Below are 18,948 nucleotides of genomic sequence, written 5' to 3'. Positions count from 1 at the left end.
TCATTGATTTAACTCGTTATACTTTTGTTGTGCCGCTTCAAATTCTCCGATTGTCTACGCAGCAATATATGCAAATGCACAATAATCGCTATACCGCTTATGAACGACAGAATAAGAAAAGTTTCGGGAGAGGAATCCTTCATAAAATGAGAGACGACATACAAGGTTGCTGTACTGAACACATGCGCGAGCAAAGATGACCATATCGATCCTGTGGTCACGCGAATTACACCATAAATAATCGCTCCAAGAGCAGCGAAGGCACCAATGGTTACGCTCATAAATACAGTTCCAAACAACAAAGCTTGCAGCAGCACAGACCATGCAGAGGAGAAGCGTTGACGGAAAACATGGATCAGCATCCCCCGGAACAACAATTCCTCGAGCAAAGAACCTAGCAATAAGCTGCTCAACACAAATACGAAGAAATTCCCTCCACCAGCAACAAATTGAACCAAATTCGCAATTTCGGGGAAATTCTCAGCGATCCAACCAAGCTGTGTGAACACCGCGATGAACAGACCAAGCCAAATTCCTGTCCCAGCAGCCATCGCTGCTGATTGTGGTCGAACGAAGCCGAGGTCTTGCATTCGAATGTTTTGCCAGCGAAGCAGCGGCACATAAATGGCGATCACAATCGTATTCGCTGCAATAAGAGAGCTCGCTGGATTATTGCTAAGCCACGCACTAAACTCAGCATCTTGAATCCAATTGTTTAACGCCCAGTTTGTGAATAAAACTACGCACATATAAATAGCTAAATAGAGTAGAACTTTACTAATTACAGTTAACGTTCTCATGTGTGAACGACCTCTTCGTGACTGAATGGCTTGCGAAAGCGGCGATTGCCCAAATATAAGCCAGTTGCAATCATCGCACCTGCAACTGCCATTACAGCTGACAATATGAATATATCGTCACTCTTCGGGCCTAGATGCCAGAGCAAGTATTGAACTCCTTGGCAAGCCACCTGCGCGGCAATCGGCGCCCAGATGGAATCAAACCACACATACAAGAGCGCAAAAATGATAGCCCCAAGGAACCCATACAAGGAAAGCGGAATATCACCAAAGAAGAATAGAACGCCATATAATAACCCTTGCAGCAAAATCGCAAGAGTGACAGGCAGAACGCCTCTAAAACTGTTCAGCAGTAAACCTCTAAATAACGTTTCCTTGTATACGTTGCCTAGCAATAGAAAAACAAGGAAAACATACCATTCTGCCCGATTCAAATACTCGAATAACTCTTGGAATTTGAACTGATCGGACTGGATCGCAGGCAATTGCGAGAATGCCACAGTGAACAACCCCGCACCCAAACCCACCCATAGCGACAAGGAAATAGCGCTGCCATCCATCTTTTGAAATCGGGCTTCCTTGAATAGGTTTTGTTTAAATATTAGCTTTATTGCAAAGTACATAAGCGGAAAACCAATAATGTCATTTAATATGATGACAATAAGCGTATTTTGTTCAAACCAAGGACTTAACGGGTAGATATATTCAAAAAATAATTTGGTAACGGTAAGAAACCAAGCGAAATACAACCCGATGACTAGTAGAACTCTCCCTATCGATACAGTCCAATTTCTCATCTTATCGCCCTCTTCCAACCGTAATCGGGTCTGCTTGTACTGAACTTGCACCTTTTTCGAGCCCTCTGCGCCAAATGTATGCCGTTCCACCTACGAGGAAGAGCAGGCTTCCAGCCGTTAGGACATACAACGCGGGTTCTCCTAATTCGTTAATCGCTTCATGCCATCCAACATATTTAGTAATAAAAATAAAACTCATGGCTGAGGTTTGTACAATAATTGGCGCCAACAGGCTCCCTATTCGGATATACAATATTGCGTAGATGAGTCCAGAACCAAAACCAATGAATGACAGGCTGAGGCTTGGCTGAAAATAGGCGTAAACCAATGCTTGCAAAATAAGCGCAGCATACAGCGGCATCACTTGACGCAATTGTCCATAAATTAATCCTCTAAACAAAATTTCTTCATAGATGGGGGCAATAAGCCCCGCACCCAAAATTACGTAAAAAATAGAATCTCCCCTAATGAGATCATCTACGAGAAAGGGGATGGATGGAAAGTGCCGAGCGATGACATCAATTTCAATTAGACCAATACTAAACAGGCATCCGGCTGCCCCCATAGCCAGCATCAACCCGGCATCTTTGACCCCGATCTTCTTGAAGCCGCTAACTTGAAACAAAGTTTGCTTCTGCTCTTTCCATATGCTTCTCTTCAAACGGAGAACAAGCATATAGATGAGCAAAATGGAGGTAAATAATATCGCCATGAACATCGCCGGGTTACGATCCATAAACTTGGCAAGGCTGAGTGTAGCTTCATACTGATAGGTTGATCGCAGAAGATAAAGCAAAGCGTAGAAGATACCTAAATACCATGCGATATTCCCGAGCATAAACATGATCTTTTTCAACGTAATGCTCCTTTGCATATGGGGTTGTCCTTACTGCTTGCCGCCAGCTCTAGCATTAGAAGTCTGCTGAAATTGATGAACGGCCATTCTGAGCAGCTTAATATAGCTCTGAGCCCATGCCTTAACCTTTTCTTTCTTTAATCGACGTGCATTAAATTCCCATAAACCGCTCATTCCTTTACCTGCTCCGCCCCTGCCGCTGTCTAACGTGAGAATGATATCGAAGAGATGAAGAAGCTCGTTTTCGGAAATGAAACCGGTGCGCGAGCGATCTACAAACAAAGGCGTTATGCGGGAACTATTATGGCTCCCAAGCTCTCTCTCCACTTGATTCCAATCGTAGGAAATTTTCGTGTCGTCAAACAACGAGTCGGCTGCTCGGATTAGTTCGCTAAACTCCAGCACCGTACTAAAGTCAAGCTCTAAAGGTGTGAGCCGTCTCCTTGATGTTGCAACTGGTATAACCAAGTCATTAGCGCCTGACTGCTGCTTCCAGAAGAGCAGATAGATTGCTAGTGCAACGGTTGTAATGGACACGGACTCCGTATATGCCATTTCCGCCAGTCCTTCAATTAAATCGTCCTCAAGGGTAAATTGGTACGAACCATTCCTCTGCGCAGCGTATGTGTTATTGAAGCAGTCCTCGCCTGCAGCAATTCCAGCGTAATGCCAAGTGCGAGAAAGATTGCTTTGGGAATCAATATATTCTGCAAGCGCGGCAATCGTCGGGTAATTAAATAGATCCGTCACCTTGAGTAAACCTGGGTACAACTCTTCCAGTCGCTGGTGGGTACGGACAAGCAGCAGCGACTCTCCTCCAACATCAAAGAAATTATGATGCGTTCCAATAGCGGTTCGGCCAAGCACTTCTCCCCACACGATAGAAATGGTTTTCTCCGTTTCGCTTGCTGCCTCCACATAACGCACGCCTGCATCCAACCGCTCGTCTGGTGCTGGCAATGACTTACGATCTACCTTGCCATTTGGAGAAAGCGGCATGTGATCCAGTTCCACGTAGACAGCCGGAACCATATAATCGGGTAATGTTTTAGCCAAATGATAACGTAATTGTGCAGTAGTGACTGCATCACTCGTTACGACATACGCGCATAGAAAAGCGCTTTCCGCCGCAGCTCCGTCACGCTTCATGACAACGGCTTCCCTCACGTCTGGATGACCCGTAAGCGCATGCTCGATCTCCCCGCATTCAATGCGGTACCCCCTAATTTTCACCTGGTGATCCATTCGTCCCAGAAATTCGATGCTGCCATCAGGCAGCCACCTCGCAAGATCGCCTGTACGATACATGAGCTCGTTAGCTGCGAATGGATTTTTCACAAACTTTTCCGAGGTCAAATCAGGACGTTTCCAATACCCCCGCGCCAAGCCAACTCCCGCAATACACAGTTCTCCCGCCACGCCTACCGGTTGAACCTGCATAACATCATTGACCACATATAAGGAAATATTGTCGATAGGCGAGCCAATAGGCACGCTCGTTAAACTTTGCTCTCCTATACACTCGTAATAGGACACGTCGACCGTCGCTTCGGTTGGACCATACAGATTAATGAGCTTCGCAGCATTAAGTTCTCCGATTCGCTCTCTGAATCTCTCTACTTGATTGACCGTAAGCGCTTCTCCACTGGCAAAAACATAACGTAAGCTCTCAAGCTTTTTACTATCGTTAACAAGGCCCGGGTAATCCAAAAACAGATGAAGCATAGAAGGTACAAAATGTAACGTAGTCACCGCATACTTATTAATGGCATCATATATCGCCCGAGGGTCCTTTTCTCCGCCTGGTGCAAGCAAGCATAGCTTAGCGCCTGAGAAGCTCCATAAGAACAACTCCCATACCGACACATCAAACGTGAATGGCGTTTTTTGCAAAATCACATCATGCAAATCAAGTGTGTATCTGTTTTGCATCCACGTAAGGCGATTCACTACGGAATGATGCTCAATCATTACCCCTTTAGGCTGTCCTGTCGACCCAGAGGTGTATAACACATACGCTAAGCTGCGCGATCGATGAATTTTTTCTAACGGTCCATCATTTTGCTCATGCTGCAGCGCTTCCTCTATGTTCAATCGTTTAGAATCTAGCGACATGTTGCCGAACTGCCCGTCTAAGCCCCGAGTCAACACAATCTTTGCTCCCGAGTCATCCAGCATATACCGAACTCGCTCTTCAGGAAGCCCAGGTGAGATAGGGACATACGCCGCTCCCGCCTTCAATATGCCGTAAATCGCAATGATCATGTCAACAGAACGCTCCATGATGACGGCTACAGTATCCTCATGCTTCACCCCGTGTTTTCTCAGAACTCTTGCCAGCCGATTAGCCTTCCCATTCAGTTCACGATAGGACATTTCCCCAGTCTCATAGATCAGGGCAGTAGCATGCGGTATCCACTCAGCTTGTGCTTCCAAGTAAGACTCAACAGTCATATGACTTGGATAAGCGGTAGCCGTTTCATTAAATTGAACAAGTTGAATGGCTTCTTCATCCGAAGTCAGCAATCTTATCTGGTTTAAAGAGATATGCGTATCTTTCGTAACTTGCTTCACAATCCGAATATAGTAGCTAATCATTCGGTTGATTGTTTGCTGTTCGAATAGATCCGTTGCATATTCTACAGTAAGGTCTGCACCATCCTCGCGCATTGCAAGCTCAAACGTCAGGTCCAGCTTGGATACAGCGTGCTCCAGCGGCTGCGTCTTTAATTGCAGCACATCAGCTTTCATTGCCGGCACATCCATATTTTGCATTACAAACATGACATCAAAGATTGGATTTCGACTCAGGTCTCGCTTTACATCAAGTGAGGTTACACAATGCTCGAACGGCAGCATCCCATTATGCATCGCACCAAGCACCTTCTCCTTGATCTGTCGGGCAAAATGAAGAAAGCTGTGCTGACCCGATGGCTGGCTCCGTATAGCAACGGTATTGACAAACATCCCAACAAGCGGGGCTGTCTCTGGATGGGATCTTCCTCCAATCGGTGTACCAGAGATAAGATCCTCTTGCCCCGTCAGCTTATGAAGCAGCACGTGAAAACAAGCAAGCCATATTGGAAAACTAGTCATGCCAGCCGTTGCTGCCAATGACTCTACCTCGGACATTAACGAGAGAGGCAGCGCATGGATGATTTTGCTCCCCTTAAAGCTTTGTTCGGCTGGCCTTGGCTTGTCCACTCGCAAATCCAGAAGCGGCAGCGTTCCCGCCAGCTCCTCTCGCCAGTACTGCTCTTGCCTGTCCCGCTCGCGGCTCTTCATAAAGCCCTGCTGCCATACAGCTACGTCCTTGTACTGGATTTCAAGCGGCAGCAATGTGCCGCCTTCATAAAGCTTGGTGAAATCATGCGCCAGCACTGTCATTGAAATACCGTCAGATACGATATGATGCATATCAAGCATCAGCAAATGCTCTTGCGCGCCATTTGTAATAAGCGAAGCGCGCAGCAGCGGAGCAATGCTCAAATCGAATGGCTGAACGAATTTTTGCATGCTGCTCCATCCATCCACTTGATCCGTTTTTGTTACATCAGCTCGCACCATTACTCGCTCATGAATGCGCTGCACGGGGGCGCCATCGCGCCATTCAAAGCTTGTTCTGAGCGGCTCATGACGGTCAATGAGCCGCTGCAGCGCCTCTTGCAATCTCTCAACGTTCAGTTCACCACGCATACTGAGTGCGAGCGGCAAATTGTAGGCTGTACTTAAAGGCTTCATATGATGCAGAACGAATAGTCGGTTCTGCGCAAGCGACAATGGGTAAACATCCCTCTGCTCGGCCCTTGTGATAGATGCAGCAGTCCTTTTCGGCGATCTATCAATGAACGCTGCCATCTCTTCTAGGACAGGGTAGGCGAACACATCCTTTAGTGTAAATATGACCTCTAACTGCCGCTCCACTGCACCCGTTAACTGCGCTGCGCGCAGCGAATGTCCGCCAAGCTGGAAAAAATGATCGTCGGTGCGTACGATGCGAACACCAAGTATGCTCTTCCATAGCTCTGCCAGTCGGAGCTCCGTCTCACTGCGCGGATCAGCGCCGCCAATAGAATCAGCAAACGTCGGCTTTGGAAGGCTGCTCCGGTCTATCTTCCCGCTAGCATTAAGAGGAAAGGAGTGAAGGCAGGCAAACAGAGAAGGAATCATATATTCCGGCAGCATTCCCCTCAGTTTCTCCTTCAGCTCACGTTCATTGCGTTCAAAAGAAGAAACCACATATGCACATAAGGCTGGCTCTCCCGTCCGATCCTTCACGGTCATGACGAGCGCATCGGAAACCTCCTCCAGCTGCATCAGCGCATGCTCAATCTCTCCACATTCCATTCGAAATCCTCTAATCTTCACTTGATGATCGAATCGACCCAAATACTCGATATGACCGTCAGCAAGCCAGCGCGCGCGGTCTCCGGTCAAGTACATGCGTTCCCCAGCAAAAAAAGGATCGGGTACAAATTTTTCCGCTGTCAATTCTTGACGGTTCAAATAACCTCTAGCGAGTCCCACTCCAGCGATGCAGAGCTCGCCCGGAATTCCAATCGGCTGCAGCCGCCGCTGCTCATCCACAACGTACAGCCGAATATTTTGAATCGGCGAGCCAATTGGAACAGATCCTTGCTTATAGTTCGCACAGTCATATGCGCTGACATCCACGGTCGCTTCAGTAGGTCCGTATAAATTTATGAGTCGTGGACTTTCGCTGCCTGCAGAATGTCGGCTGTAGAACCCTTCCACCTGTGCAGGCTTCAACGCCTCTCCGCTTGCAAATACGTAACGCAAACCTCCGAAAGGCTTGTCCGCCTTAACTTCCGATGCATACTGGAGATATACGCCCAGCATAGATGGGACAAAATGCATGACCGTCACCGCTTGCTCACGGATGACTTTCATCATGACCTGCGGCTCCCGCTCCCCCCGCGGTTCCAGCAAGTAAACAGATGCCCCTGCAAAACTCCACCAGAACAGCTCCCACACCGAAACATCAAATGTTATGGGTGTCTTCTGAAGAATGACATCTTGCGCGTCAAGCGGATATTGATCTTGCATCCAATGTATACGGTTGATGACCGCAGCATGCTCGATCATAACTCCCTTTGGTTTTCCAGTAGAACCTGATGTATAGATAACATAAGCCAAATGATGCGCGTTCACTGCAGGCTCCCATAGCCATTCCTCAGCATCATGCGAACCCTTGTCTTCAACAGCATTTATATCTATAATTTCACCATTAAACGGCAGTTGGTTCATCCATTTGTGCTGGGAACATAATAACTTGGCTCCACTATCTTCAAGAATGTACCCAATACGCTCCTCTGGAAAATGCGGATCGATAGGCAAGTAAGCGCCCCCGGCTTTTAGAATGCCTAAAATCGCTGCCATCATTTCAAGAGAGCGCTCTGCAACAATCGGAACAATCGTCTCTGCTCCAACACCTTTCTTACGGAGCAGCAGAGCAAGTCGGTTTGCACGTTCATCGAGCTCACGGTAAGTAAACATACCCTCGTTCGATCGAATGGCTGGAGCATCCGGCGTCTTGCGTACCTGTGCCTCAAAACAACCATGAATGGTCTGGCTATCGGGATACGGCCTCGCAGTGTCATTCCATTCTTGAAGCATTTGCGCTTCCTTCTCCATAATTAAGCTGAGGGAAGAGCATCTCATACCCGGCTCATCGGTCACTTGTTTCAGTACATTGAGCCAATGATCCGCCAGCCTCATCATCGTCGCTTTATGGAATAATCGCGTATTGAACTCTAGCTCTGCTCGAAAGCCTCCGTCACCATGAGAATAAAGATCAAGCTTAAAATCCAATTTTGATGTCATGTTTTTACCTGCGCGTACAGGCTGTACTCCTACGGTGTGACCCTTCACTTCCAAATCATTTCCGATCTGGTTGTGCAAAATCATCATCGTATCGAACAGCGGGTTTCGTGAGGGATCAATCGTCATTTGCGCAGCTTCAATCATCTGGTCAAAGCTCACATCTTGATGTTCGAGTGCTGCAAGCAGGTGATCATGTGACGCCTTCGCAAATTGATCAAATTTCATGCCATCGCCTATTTTAAGGCGAATTGGTAGAAAATTATTGAACATACCGATCATATTAGCCGTTTCAGGATGTGATCTTCCTGCCGCTAGCGCACCTATAATCAAGTCATTTCCGCTTGTATACTTTTGGAGAAGCAGAGCGTAGGAAGCAAACAACAGACTGTTTAAGCTGATATTGAGCGTATCGGATATAGATTGAAGCCGAATAGCTAGCTCTGAAGGAACATGGAATCCAAACGTCTCCCCCTCCAGCGATTGCCGTTCCCCACGCGGGAAGTCAAGCGGCATGTCGAGGCTCGGAGGTGGGGCGCTTAACTCGGTCTCCCAATATCGGATGCTCTTCCGCATGCGTTCCGTATTCCCTTGGCCTGCTCTCCATACCGCATAGTCCTTGTACTGAATATGCGGCTCTTCCAAGCGCTTGCCGTCTAGTCGTTTGACTAGCTCTTCAATAAGCAGACTCACCGAAATGCCGTCCGCAATAATATGATGGATATTTAGAAGCAAATAAGTTTCTCCGGATGCGCTGCTGAGCAGCCGTGCGTCAAGGAGCGGAGCTTGTGAAAGCGGCAACGGCTTGGCAAATTCGCAGAACCGTTGCTCTAGATCTATTGTTGTATCGCTTATCTCTTGAAGCTCGAACGAAGCATGCTCATGTATAATTTGACGAGCCTCACCGTCAATAAGCTGGAATGATGTACGAAGCGGCTCATGCAAAGCAATTAGTCCTTTTATGGCCCGTTCCATATCCGTTCGCTGAACATGGCAAGTTAAGCGCAGCACTAGCGGGATATGATAGGCTATACCCGCGTTTGCTATTTCTTCAATGAGAAAAATACGCTGCTGGGATGGACTTAACGGGTAAGATCGAGAAATGTTTATCGGTATTATCGGTTCATATGCCTCTTTATCCGCGCTGTCAATCCATTCTGCTTGCTCTCTAACTGTTGAACGTAGAAATACTTCCTTGATCGGCATTCGGACATGATATTTCTTGTAAATTTCCGACACAAGCGCTGCAGCCTTCAATGAGTGACCGCCATGTGCGAGGAAATGATCATTAACGCCAACAGCCTCTACCTTCAAAACCATTTCCCAAATGGTTGCAAGCTGAATCTCGGTTTGGGTTGCAGGCGGGACATAGACTGCTGCCATTCCGATGCTCAGTTTGGAAAAGTCAGGCTCAGGCAATGCGTTTTTGTTAATCTTGCCGTTAGAGGTGAGCGGGAGCTTCTCCACCCGCACGAAGACTGTCGGAATCATAAATTGCGGCAGCTTTGCTCCCAGCTCTGCTTGCAGCCGATCTATGGAAAGCTCACCATTTGCAACGATATAGGCAGCAAGCTGTGGATCGCCGCTGCGGTATTTCAGCATAACTACCGCTTCCTTAACGTCCTCACACTCTAGCAGTTTGCTCTCAATTTCCCCCAGTTCTATACGAAATCCACGCAGCTTCACCTGGGTGTCGAGCCGATCCAAAAACTCTAGATTACCGTCAGGCAGCCGCCTAACCAAATCCCCTGTCCTGTAAAGCTTGGTTCCCTCTTTAAAAGGATGGGAAACAAATTTATTTGCAGTAAGCTCTGGCAGGTTCAGATAACCTTGTGTTAAACCATCGCCTGAAATACATAACTCCCCAGGCACAAGTGCTGGGAGCAAGGCACCATTTTCGTCCAATACAAGTGCTTCTGAATTTGCGATAGGCTTGCCTATTGGAATCGCAGCATTGTCCTGCTCTAGCGAGTCAATCGGATAACAAGTAGCGAAAACAGTAGACTCTGTTGGACCGTACACATGAAGCAGCACGCCTGAACCGACGGTCTGATAAGCTCTTCTAATATGCGGGGCCGATGCGCGTTCACCGCCAAACAATAGATGACGAAGGGAAGGCAAGTCCGTCAGTCCAGAGTCAACGAATGCATTAAACAAAGCTGTAGTCGCAAAAAATATAGTAACCCTTTGTTTCTTCATCAATAAAATAAGCTGATGGATATCAAGCAAATCGTTTTCATTCACAAGGACAAGCTTTGCGCCGTTCAAAAGTGCCCCATAAAAATCAAACGTCGATCCGTCAAACGCATAATTCGATAACTGCAGCAGCGCATCCTCATTCGTTATTCGAATATAATCAGTAGCCCGAGCAATGCGAATGACGTTTCGGTGCGTAGTTAAAATTCCTTTTGGCCGTCCTGTGGAACCAGAGGTGTACATCACATAAGCTGCGTCGTCCCCTGTTACATCCACATTCAAATTATGTCCCTCTGCCTGTCTCCACTCGTTCCTCATAGCATCGATGTCAATCTTATCTACTGGCCTATTCCCAGCTTGAGCAAGCTTGCCGCCTATATGGTTTGTCTGAACATCTACTATCATTGTAGAAATATCAGCGTCCCTAAGCATAAACTCAATCCTGTCGATAGGATAACTCGGGTCGATTGGCACATAAGCGGAGCCGGTCTTCAACACAGCAAGTATCGCAACTGGCATATTAATGGATCGATGAAGAAGCAGCGCCACACGTGAATGCGGAACTACTCCATGGTTGATGAGCCATCTAGCCAGAGCATTTGCCATTTCATTCAGCTCTGTGTAAGAGAGGGTCTCCTCATGCATAACTATAGCCGGGAGCTGCGGTGTATGAGCCACCTGCCTCTCAAACAGCCGGTACAGCGAAGTATCGTTAGGGTAAGGTGCTCGACTCGACTCGCTAGTTGCCAAAATAAGCTGGCATTCATCCTCGTCTAACATAGGAAGCATCTCAACAGTCGAATCGTGGGATTGAACTGCTGCATCAGCCAATGTTTTATAATGTCGAGCAAATCCTCTTACTGTTTCTTGACTGTACAAGTCGAGGGAATATTCAATAGATACTGAAATGCCTTCCTCCGAAGCTATACATTCCCAGGTCATATCAAATTTAGATGTACCTGTTCCTATCGGCTCAGGCTTGAACGTGACATTCGCTGTAGTAAACTGTGGAATTTCCATGTTGTGCAGCGTAAATACGGTGCTGAACAATGGATTGCGGCCATGTTCTTGTTTTGCCTCTGCCAGCTCTACCATTTCTTCGTAAGGGACGTCCTGATGGTCTAGCGATAACAATATTTGTTTATTGATCTCTTCAAAGCATTGAAGGATCGAAAGCTCCTTGCCAGCTCGAAGTCGCAGCGGCACCATATTGACGAACAGGCCCACGATACCTTCCATCTCCGGCCGTGTTCTCCCTGCCGACGCAGTACCGATCACCATATCAACTGCTCCGGTGTACTTGCTCAGCAGCATAAAGTAAATGGAAGTTAATACGGTGTACAACGTACCGCCTGTTCGGAAAGCTAATTGCTCCAGCTTAGCTGTAAGGGTTGCATCGAGTACAAATTTTTCGATAGCTCCCTTGTAGCTAGGAGTGAGCGGACGCCGATAATCTGCGGGGATGTCGATCTCCCCCGCTCCCTCCTTGAACATTTGCCGCCAATACTCTCTTTGCCTGCTCATGCGCCTATCTTCTGCCCTGATCCTATTCTCCCAATCAGCAATATCGCTGTATTGAAAAGAATTTGGAGGCAGCTCAGCCCCTTCATACATCGCAACAAATTGCCCGATTAATATCCCCATCGACGTACCATCCGTAATGAGATGATGCATATCAAATAACATCAGATGTCGGTTATGACCGCGTGTGATTAACTCTATTCGGAACAACGGCGCCTTATATAGCTCAAAAGGCTGTAGAAATGCACTTATTTTGTGCTGCATATCACTCTCTGACCAACCGCGCCCGTCTGTATAAACAATGGGCAGCTCTATTGAATCTGCAATTCGACCGACCACGATATCATGGTCCATAACAAATGATGTACGTAGTGAAGAATGCCTGTTGATCAAAGACTCCCACACCTGCTGAAATTTACTGAGGTCCAGCTCCCCCTCAATGCTTATGCGCTGCGGCAGATGATAACGAAGAAAACCTGAACTCATTTCCTCAACAATAAATAATCTCTTCTGAGCAGATGTAGCGGGATACCAATCCCTCTTGCCTCCATTTGAGATCACTTCGCACTGGCCATTTCTATCATTTCTTTGATCTTCCCCAGCAGCCGCTTCAGCGACATAAGCGGCGAGCAACCGAACAGTATGATACTTAAACAACTCGCTCAGGGATACATTTATGCCAAACGTCGACTGCAGCTGGGCAGCTACATAAGCTGCGCGAAGTGAATTACCGCCATGCTCCAAAAAATGATCATCGATTCCAATACGGTCTGTCTTCAGCACTTTTTTCCAAATAGACAATATGCGCTGTTCGGCATCCGTTTTAGGAGCTGCAGCAGCCGACTCGGGAGCTGTTTCTTCCATAATCGCTGCCAGCGACTCCAATTCCGAAATGACTGAAGAAAATTGTCCGCTCTGCATACTCTCAGCAAGAGTGTAACGCTGAATTTTCCCAGAGGTCGTTTTCGGAATACGCTTCACTGGTACAATGAGCTCCACTTGGAGTCCAGTTTTTCGATTTAGCAGTCGCTGCACGCTTTCCCTCAGCGGCACAAAAGCATTAAGCTTTCCTCGAAATTGAATAAACACGGCGATCTCATCCTGCTTCGTTACTTCATTCTGAATCGCGCTAACAGCTACTTTGCCTATTTCTGCTCCCTTAATTTCACTTGCCAGCATTTCCAAATCATGCGGGTATACGTTCTGGCCATTGACGAAAATAATATCCTTCATGCGGCCAGTCACATACAATCTGCCGTCTTGCATAAATCCAAGATCACCGGTATTCAGCCAACCGTCTGTCGATAGAATGACGGCATTCACATCAGGGCGGTTAAAATAACCCTTGGTGACATTCCTCCCTCTAATATGGAGGAGTCCAACGTACCGATCTGGCGTTTCCCGGCCAGACTCGTCGCAAATTTTAAGCTCGCATTCGGATACAGGGAACCCGAGCTCAACGATTTCTATTTTATTGGGATCATCTGCTGGAGCATCCTGAATAACATCTCCGATATTCAAGCCTTTTCGGCTTACATATAAGGTATTCAAGCTCTCCTCCACATGCGGAAATGTAACGGCCAAGCTTGCTTCCGCTAGCCCATAGACGGGAAATATACATTGTTCTCTAAGCCCATAAGGCTTCATCTGTGCGAGAAACTCGCGGCAATTGCTCGCAGATATTGGTTCCGCTCCGTTAAAGATAAGCCTTACCGAGCTAAGGTCCCAGCAGGTGGCATTCTCAGGTTTAAAATGCTGTAGAAAGTGAACATAACCAAAGTTAGGTGATGATAGACAGGTAATGCGATGCTGATGCGTGAGCTCCATCCACTTCATCGGATGAAGCACGAATGTCGAGGTCGGCATCTGCCATTGATTCATAAGCCCAAGCATCGGAGTTAGATGAAATCCGATCAAACCCATATCATGCGTAAGCGGGAGCCAGCTTAAAGAGGAATCAGCCTCGGTTGACTGCGCGCCCTCCAATATCGCCCGCATATTCGAAAGTAAGTTGCCATGTGTCAAAACAACACCTTTAGGATCACCTGTAGAACCAGAGGTGAATTGGATAAATGCAACATCATCCTCGGTTGCCGCATAGACTGTTCCTTGGCGATCTATAGCAGCTGCTTCATCCAAAACATTCTTGATCGGCAGCATTTTATTTTGCAGAAGCTGTCCTGCGGCATGCTCTTCATTCTTGTGACAATAAGCTGCAACAGATTCCCATATTTCTGGCTCGCACAGCAAATACGGATTTCCAAGTTGGCTGCTTACTTGAAGAAGCTTCTTCCTGCCTTCGTCAGTTCGTCCCGCTGTAAGTGGAACGGGGATCATGCCGCCCAATAGGCAGGCCCAAAACAAAACAAGAAATCGTTCATTATCTTCGGTCTGCAGCACAACATGCTGCCCTTTGCCAAGCCCTCTTTCCTGCAGTTGACCGAGTACTGCTCCCGCTGCCTTGCGTAGTTGTCCATACGACACAAATCGATCCTTACCCGCCTCGCAGAACGTAATGCCCGCACCGCTCGTTCCGCTTGCAATGAGTACCTCTGAGAGATTTCGGATGATATTCATATAGCTCCCCCTACTTTTTGTCTGTGGCATTATACCGTTGTAGAGTGCAGCTCTTGATACTTGTCCGTCACAATCCGATTATTCTCATCCATAATGACCACATCGGGCTTGTACACCCTCGCTTCATGATCTTCCATCATAGCGTAGGAGATAATAATAACGAGATCTCCTGGCTGAACCATTCGCGCAGCCGCTCCATTTAGACAAACCATGCCTGAGCCTCTTGGGCCTGTGATCGCATACGTCTCCAACCGCGCGCCGTTATTGATATTTACAACTTGTACTTTCTCGTTCTCTAAAATATTGGATGCGTCTAAAATATCTTGATCAATCGTGATGCTGCCTACATAATTCAAATTTGCTTCCGTAACGACTGCACGGTGAATTTTGGATTTGTGAATTTCTCTAAACATAAATAACACACTCCTCATAAAATAGTGAATTTGGTTAATATACCGATAAATAATAGTGCTTTAACACAACCTTAAAATTACTTTTATTTGTATTTATTACAAATTTTAAAATAAAAAGACAATGAAATCACTCCGTTAACATGAAAGCGTTAACAATAGTTTGTTAATAACTTCTCAATGCATACGACTAAGTAGTTTTGGTTGAAGGTATAGCTTATGCGGGTTGAATATTCGAGTTAAAATAACATGTGGGTTAACTTGTTGGGGAGACTGACAAGCATGTAGATTAGCAATGAAATCATTTACTAGAAAAGAGCTGCGCAATGAAAGAGGTGTGGGAATATGCTGTAAAGGTTTAGCTTATTTTGATATCAAAGAGCGTGGTCATCCTGACTAATTTGATACTAATATCAAAAAAATGATACTTTTTACCATTCGAACTCATACCTATAGTAGTTGGATTGCACCTATGAAAGAAAGGGGATTTTTATGTTAATAAGGGGTGTAATTCTCTTTTTTTGATTTATATGGTCACTATTGTGATAGATTCGCGCATAATAAACGATTTCGTGTAAGAAAATAGGGGGTTGTTTTATTCTCTAACGAACTGTATTGAGCTTATTCCATAGAGAACTAGGCTTCTTGCGTTTTAACGAATCTAATTAACGCTATAGCATGATTTTTAGGGCGTCATAAGCTGCTTTTCTCGAAATAACGATTCTAGAGTTCGTTACAATGTTAATCCCTTTCGGATGGTTTAAATATGAGCTGCTAGATTCGTAAGCCGTGTATTGGATAAGGGGCGGACATCGTTTTGCCTAAGTTCCTTCAAAATAAAGTAGGGCTGTCTCAAGCGTAGATAAAACTACGCTTGGAACAGCCCTTTGGAAGATTGCAGACAAAATCACAAACCAACTGACTGAAACGTGTCAACCAAATCTTTTAAGCAAAGTGTGAAATCCATCAACAACTCGTCACGTGCAACAACGTAAAATCCTCAGACAATTACGGTATCAACATTATCAACATTCATTACCAAATCGAGCGCAGCTGCCAAGCATTTACGGTTTGAAGAAGCGCGTCTCCGCCGCGAGCAAAGAAAGAGATACCTGTATCTTCAGCTCTAGGATAAACCCGATTGGTCATGGCGACTCTGCCCTCACCTGCAAACAATTCAATAGAGGAGCGATCAAGAAACAGTCGTAGCTGCAAACGCCCGTCTGAAGGCAACTGAAGCGGCGCCTCGCTAACTCCGCCATCGCCTTCACCGCCGAGATTACGATCCATACAAATCTTTTGTTCGCTTATGCAATAGCTAATTTCAGTATAGGCCGTCCCATCCTCGGAGCTGCGTACACGAATACCTACTTCTGTTGCTTCCGTTCCAGACAGATCAAATACAATATCCATTTCAAGAGAGTCTCCATGGACGCCTTCTATTTTGACAAATTCGTTGTTTAATAGAGCTACATCAGACACCGAAACCTGTTGTCCACGCAGCATGGAAAGCTCCGGCACTGGATTGCTTCGTACCGTACCATCCGCTGCTAACGCCAATTCGCGCGGCAGCGTCATTCCGCCAAGCCAGCCATGCGCTTGCTCTGGCATCGTCGCTCCCCAAATGTTCATCCATGCGATCATAATTCTTCTGCCTTGATCATCAAGCAGCGTTTGCGGCGCATAAAAGTCAAAGCCATAATCGATTTGTCCCATCTGCTGTCTCTCAAAGCGGCAGCTTGCGTAATCGAACGTCCCTGACAAATACAGGTTTTTGATTGGTGCAATATTCATCGGGGAGATGAGCAGCGTATGCTGATTGCCTTGTCCAAGCGGGAATAGATCTGGACATTCCCACATATCACCCATCGTACCATCACTCTGCGTCGCAGCACCTTGATATTCCCAGCTCAACAGATCGCTCGACGTATAAATTATCCCTTTTCCAAGTCCGTCTTTGCCGTAACCAACGACCATATGCCATTTATCTTCATGCTTCCACACCTTCGGATCACGGAATCCAAACCGCTGCGCGTCAGGTGAATCACCGATCACCGGATTAGCAGCATACTTGTGGAACGTCACACCGTCAGTGCTTGTCGCTAAAGCTTGGACCTCTTCCGGTGTTTTGCCATCAACATGTCCCGTATAAATTAACGTTAAAACGCCGTTGTTATCTACTGCGCTTCCTGACCAACAGCCCTGTCCGCCAAACTCTGCTTTGTCATAATTCTCGGAGGGTGCTATCGCAATAGGCAGATGCTCCCAGTGAACTAAATCCTTGCTTCTAGCATGTCCCCAGTGCATCGGACCTTGCTTCGATTGATAGGGATCATGCTGATAAAACAGATGATAATGTCCCTCAAAATAAATCATGCCGTTCGGGTCATTCATCCAGCCTGCTGGCGGCATCATATGATAATGAAGCCGATATGTTGTATCAATCGTTTTCACATTTTCTTGAAGCGCTTTATTCGCATTTGCAATATAACGTTGATGAAGGTCTTGTTTGCTTGTCGTATTTTCCAACCTGATCACCCATCCTTGCTTGTGAATTTTCATCATGCTAATTGAGCATGTGTAAACGCTTACTTTTTTAACCAATCCGTCCTCCCGATCGCAAATAGCTTTAGGCCATTGCTTTCGAAAGACGGACTCACCCCTGCTGAAATACTGCTGCTACGTTCTCTTAATTCTAGGATCAGCACTATAGTGCAAATAGAATTGTTTTGTCTTTTACCACTATTTAAAAAACTGCTTGACTATACCTTTACCCTCATTAACTTCCACTTCGGCATAAGCACCGTTTATGAGCGTAATTTGAGGAGGAACATGCCCGCAATCCACATCATAAATGATCGGAATTTGAAGCTCTTCAGCGAGCTCTTGATACACATCTTCAACGGTATAACCGTCTACGGGTTGATTTGCTGGACTCCGTCCGAACAAAATGCATGGGCTCTGCTCAAACCAGCCCGCCAGCTTCATTTGAACCAGTGATCTGCGTAAATCTACGGTCGATAACTCACAATTTTCGAGGTACCACAAAATAGGCTCACCATCGATAAACTGCTCTCGAAAAGCGGATACATCACCATAAGGTGTGCCGACTAAATGTCTGATCACGTCAATACAGCCTCCAAGTAAACGTCCCTCGGTCTTCACTTGTTGCTTGGAGGTCGATTTCCAGTATGTAGGCTCGTTCAAATGAAACACATAAGGGGTTGGATTATCGTGCTGCCATTCTTTTTGATACTTATTAGACGAATATTGAATGATAGATTCTCCTGCCTTAGTTGATAAAACCGGTTGCCACATGGCTGTCGTCTCATCCGAATATTCGCCTCTTAGATCAAATAAATTAGCACCATGTGCAGACGCTATGCCTGTCTTTAACGTAGTCGCAAATAGCAGCACGCTTATGTCTGAATAGCCCATTATCCATTTATCATTTAAGCGGTTAAAATCAATATATTCAAGCATCTCAATCAACAGCTCGCCTCCCCATGGAGGAATGACGATATCAATGTGATCACTGCTCATCATTTCATTAAACTCGTCCGCTCGTTTTTGGGCAGGTGATGATTTGGCTTTATTTTGCGTCCAAACTGTCTCCCCGCAAATGATTGAATACCCTTTCGTCTCCATACGACTGCAAGCCAGCTTAAACGAATCATGCATAGAAGCAGAAACCCCATGCGATGGTGCCGTCACGCCTATCGTTGCTCCTTCTTCAAACCTCGGATATTTGATCATCATTGTCCTCCGCATAAATGTCTTTTAACATAGAAAAAGCGTCATTCTGTAATGTCATTGACTCTTTAACGATGGTAATACATTTCTCTTTTTGTTTCACTTCGCGCTCTCGCGGCTCTTGATATGGATACATCTCTTTCAGCTTATTAGATCGAGAGACAATTTGTCTATATGTATGACTACTCTATTGAGTA

Annotated in this window: 7 protein-coding genes; all 7 read right to left on the bottom strand. The window is 46.2% G+C overall.

Annotation, left to right across the window (positions count from 1 at the left end; genetic code table 11):
* Positions 1-8: 8 nt before the first annotated feature.
* The 7 genes from AC0VYE_RS09795 to AC0VYE_RS09765 all read right to left on the bottom strand — a co-directional run bounded on the left by AC0VYE_RS09795 (position 9) and on the right by AC0VYE_RS09765 (position 18,754).
* Complete coding sequence (locus AC0VYE_RS09795) at positions 9-800, bottom strand: lysostaphin resistance A-like protein (RefSeq protein ID WP_475447493.1); 792 nt, start codon at positions 798-800, stop codon at positions 9-11.
* The gene (locus tag AC0VYE_RS09790) at positions 797-1,597 is read right to left on the bottom strand and encodes a CPBP family intramembrane glutamic endopeptidase (protein ID WP_083682550.1); all 801 of its coding nucleotides are present in this window, start codon (positions 1,595-1,597) and stop codon (positions 797-799) included. Before AC0VYE_RS09790 ends, AC0VYE_RS09795 begins: the two co-directional genes overlap by 4 nt.
* 1 nt (position 1,598) lies before the next feature.
* Positions 1,599-2,453, bottom strand: a complete 855-nt coding sequence (locus AC0VYE_RS09785) for a CPBP family intramembrane glutamic endopeptidase (RefSeq protein WP_076270777.1) — start codon at positions 2,451-2,453, stop codon at positions 1,599-1,601.
* A 30-nt stretch (positions 2,454-2,483) separates the two neighbouring features.
* A complete protein-coding gene (locus tag AC0VYE_RS09780; protein WP_475447490.1) occupies positions 2,484-14,588 on the bottom strand; it encodes an amino acid adenylation domain-containing protein in 12,105 nt (4,034 codons plus the stop codon).
* A gap of 29 nt (positions 14,589-14,617) precedes the next feature.
* Complete coding sequence (gene panD / locus AC0VYE_RS09775; RefSeq protein WP_076270779.1) at positions 14,618-15,001, bottom strand: aspartate 1-decarboxylase; 384 nt, start codon at positions 14,999-15,001, stop codon at positions 14,618-14,620.
* A 1,032-nt stretch (positions 15,002-16,033) separates the two neighbouring features.
* Complete coding sequence (locus AC0VYE_RS09770) at positions 16,034-17,602, bottom strand: glycoside hydrolase family 32 protein (protein ID WP_475447488.1); 1,569 nt, start codon at positions 17,600-17,602, stop codon at positions 16,034-16,036.
* 138 nt (positions 17,603-17,740) lie between these two features.
* Positions 17,741-18,754, bottom strand: coding sequence for a S66 family peptidase (locus tag AC0VYE_RS09765; protein WP_475449507.1), 1,014 nt, complete (start codon positions 18,752-18,754; stop codon positions 17,741-17,743).
* Between the last annotated feature and the right edge of the window lie 194 nt (positions 18,755-18,948).

It is taken from the genome of Pristimantibacillus sp. Z349TD_6 (genome assembly GCF_056173205.1).
The sequence above is the reverse complement of the archived record's forward strand: the minus strand, read 5'-3'. Positions and strand labels throughout refer to the sequence as shown.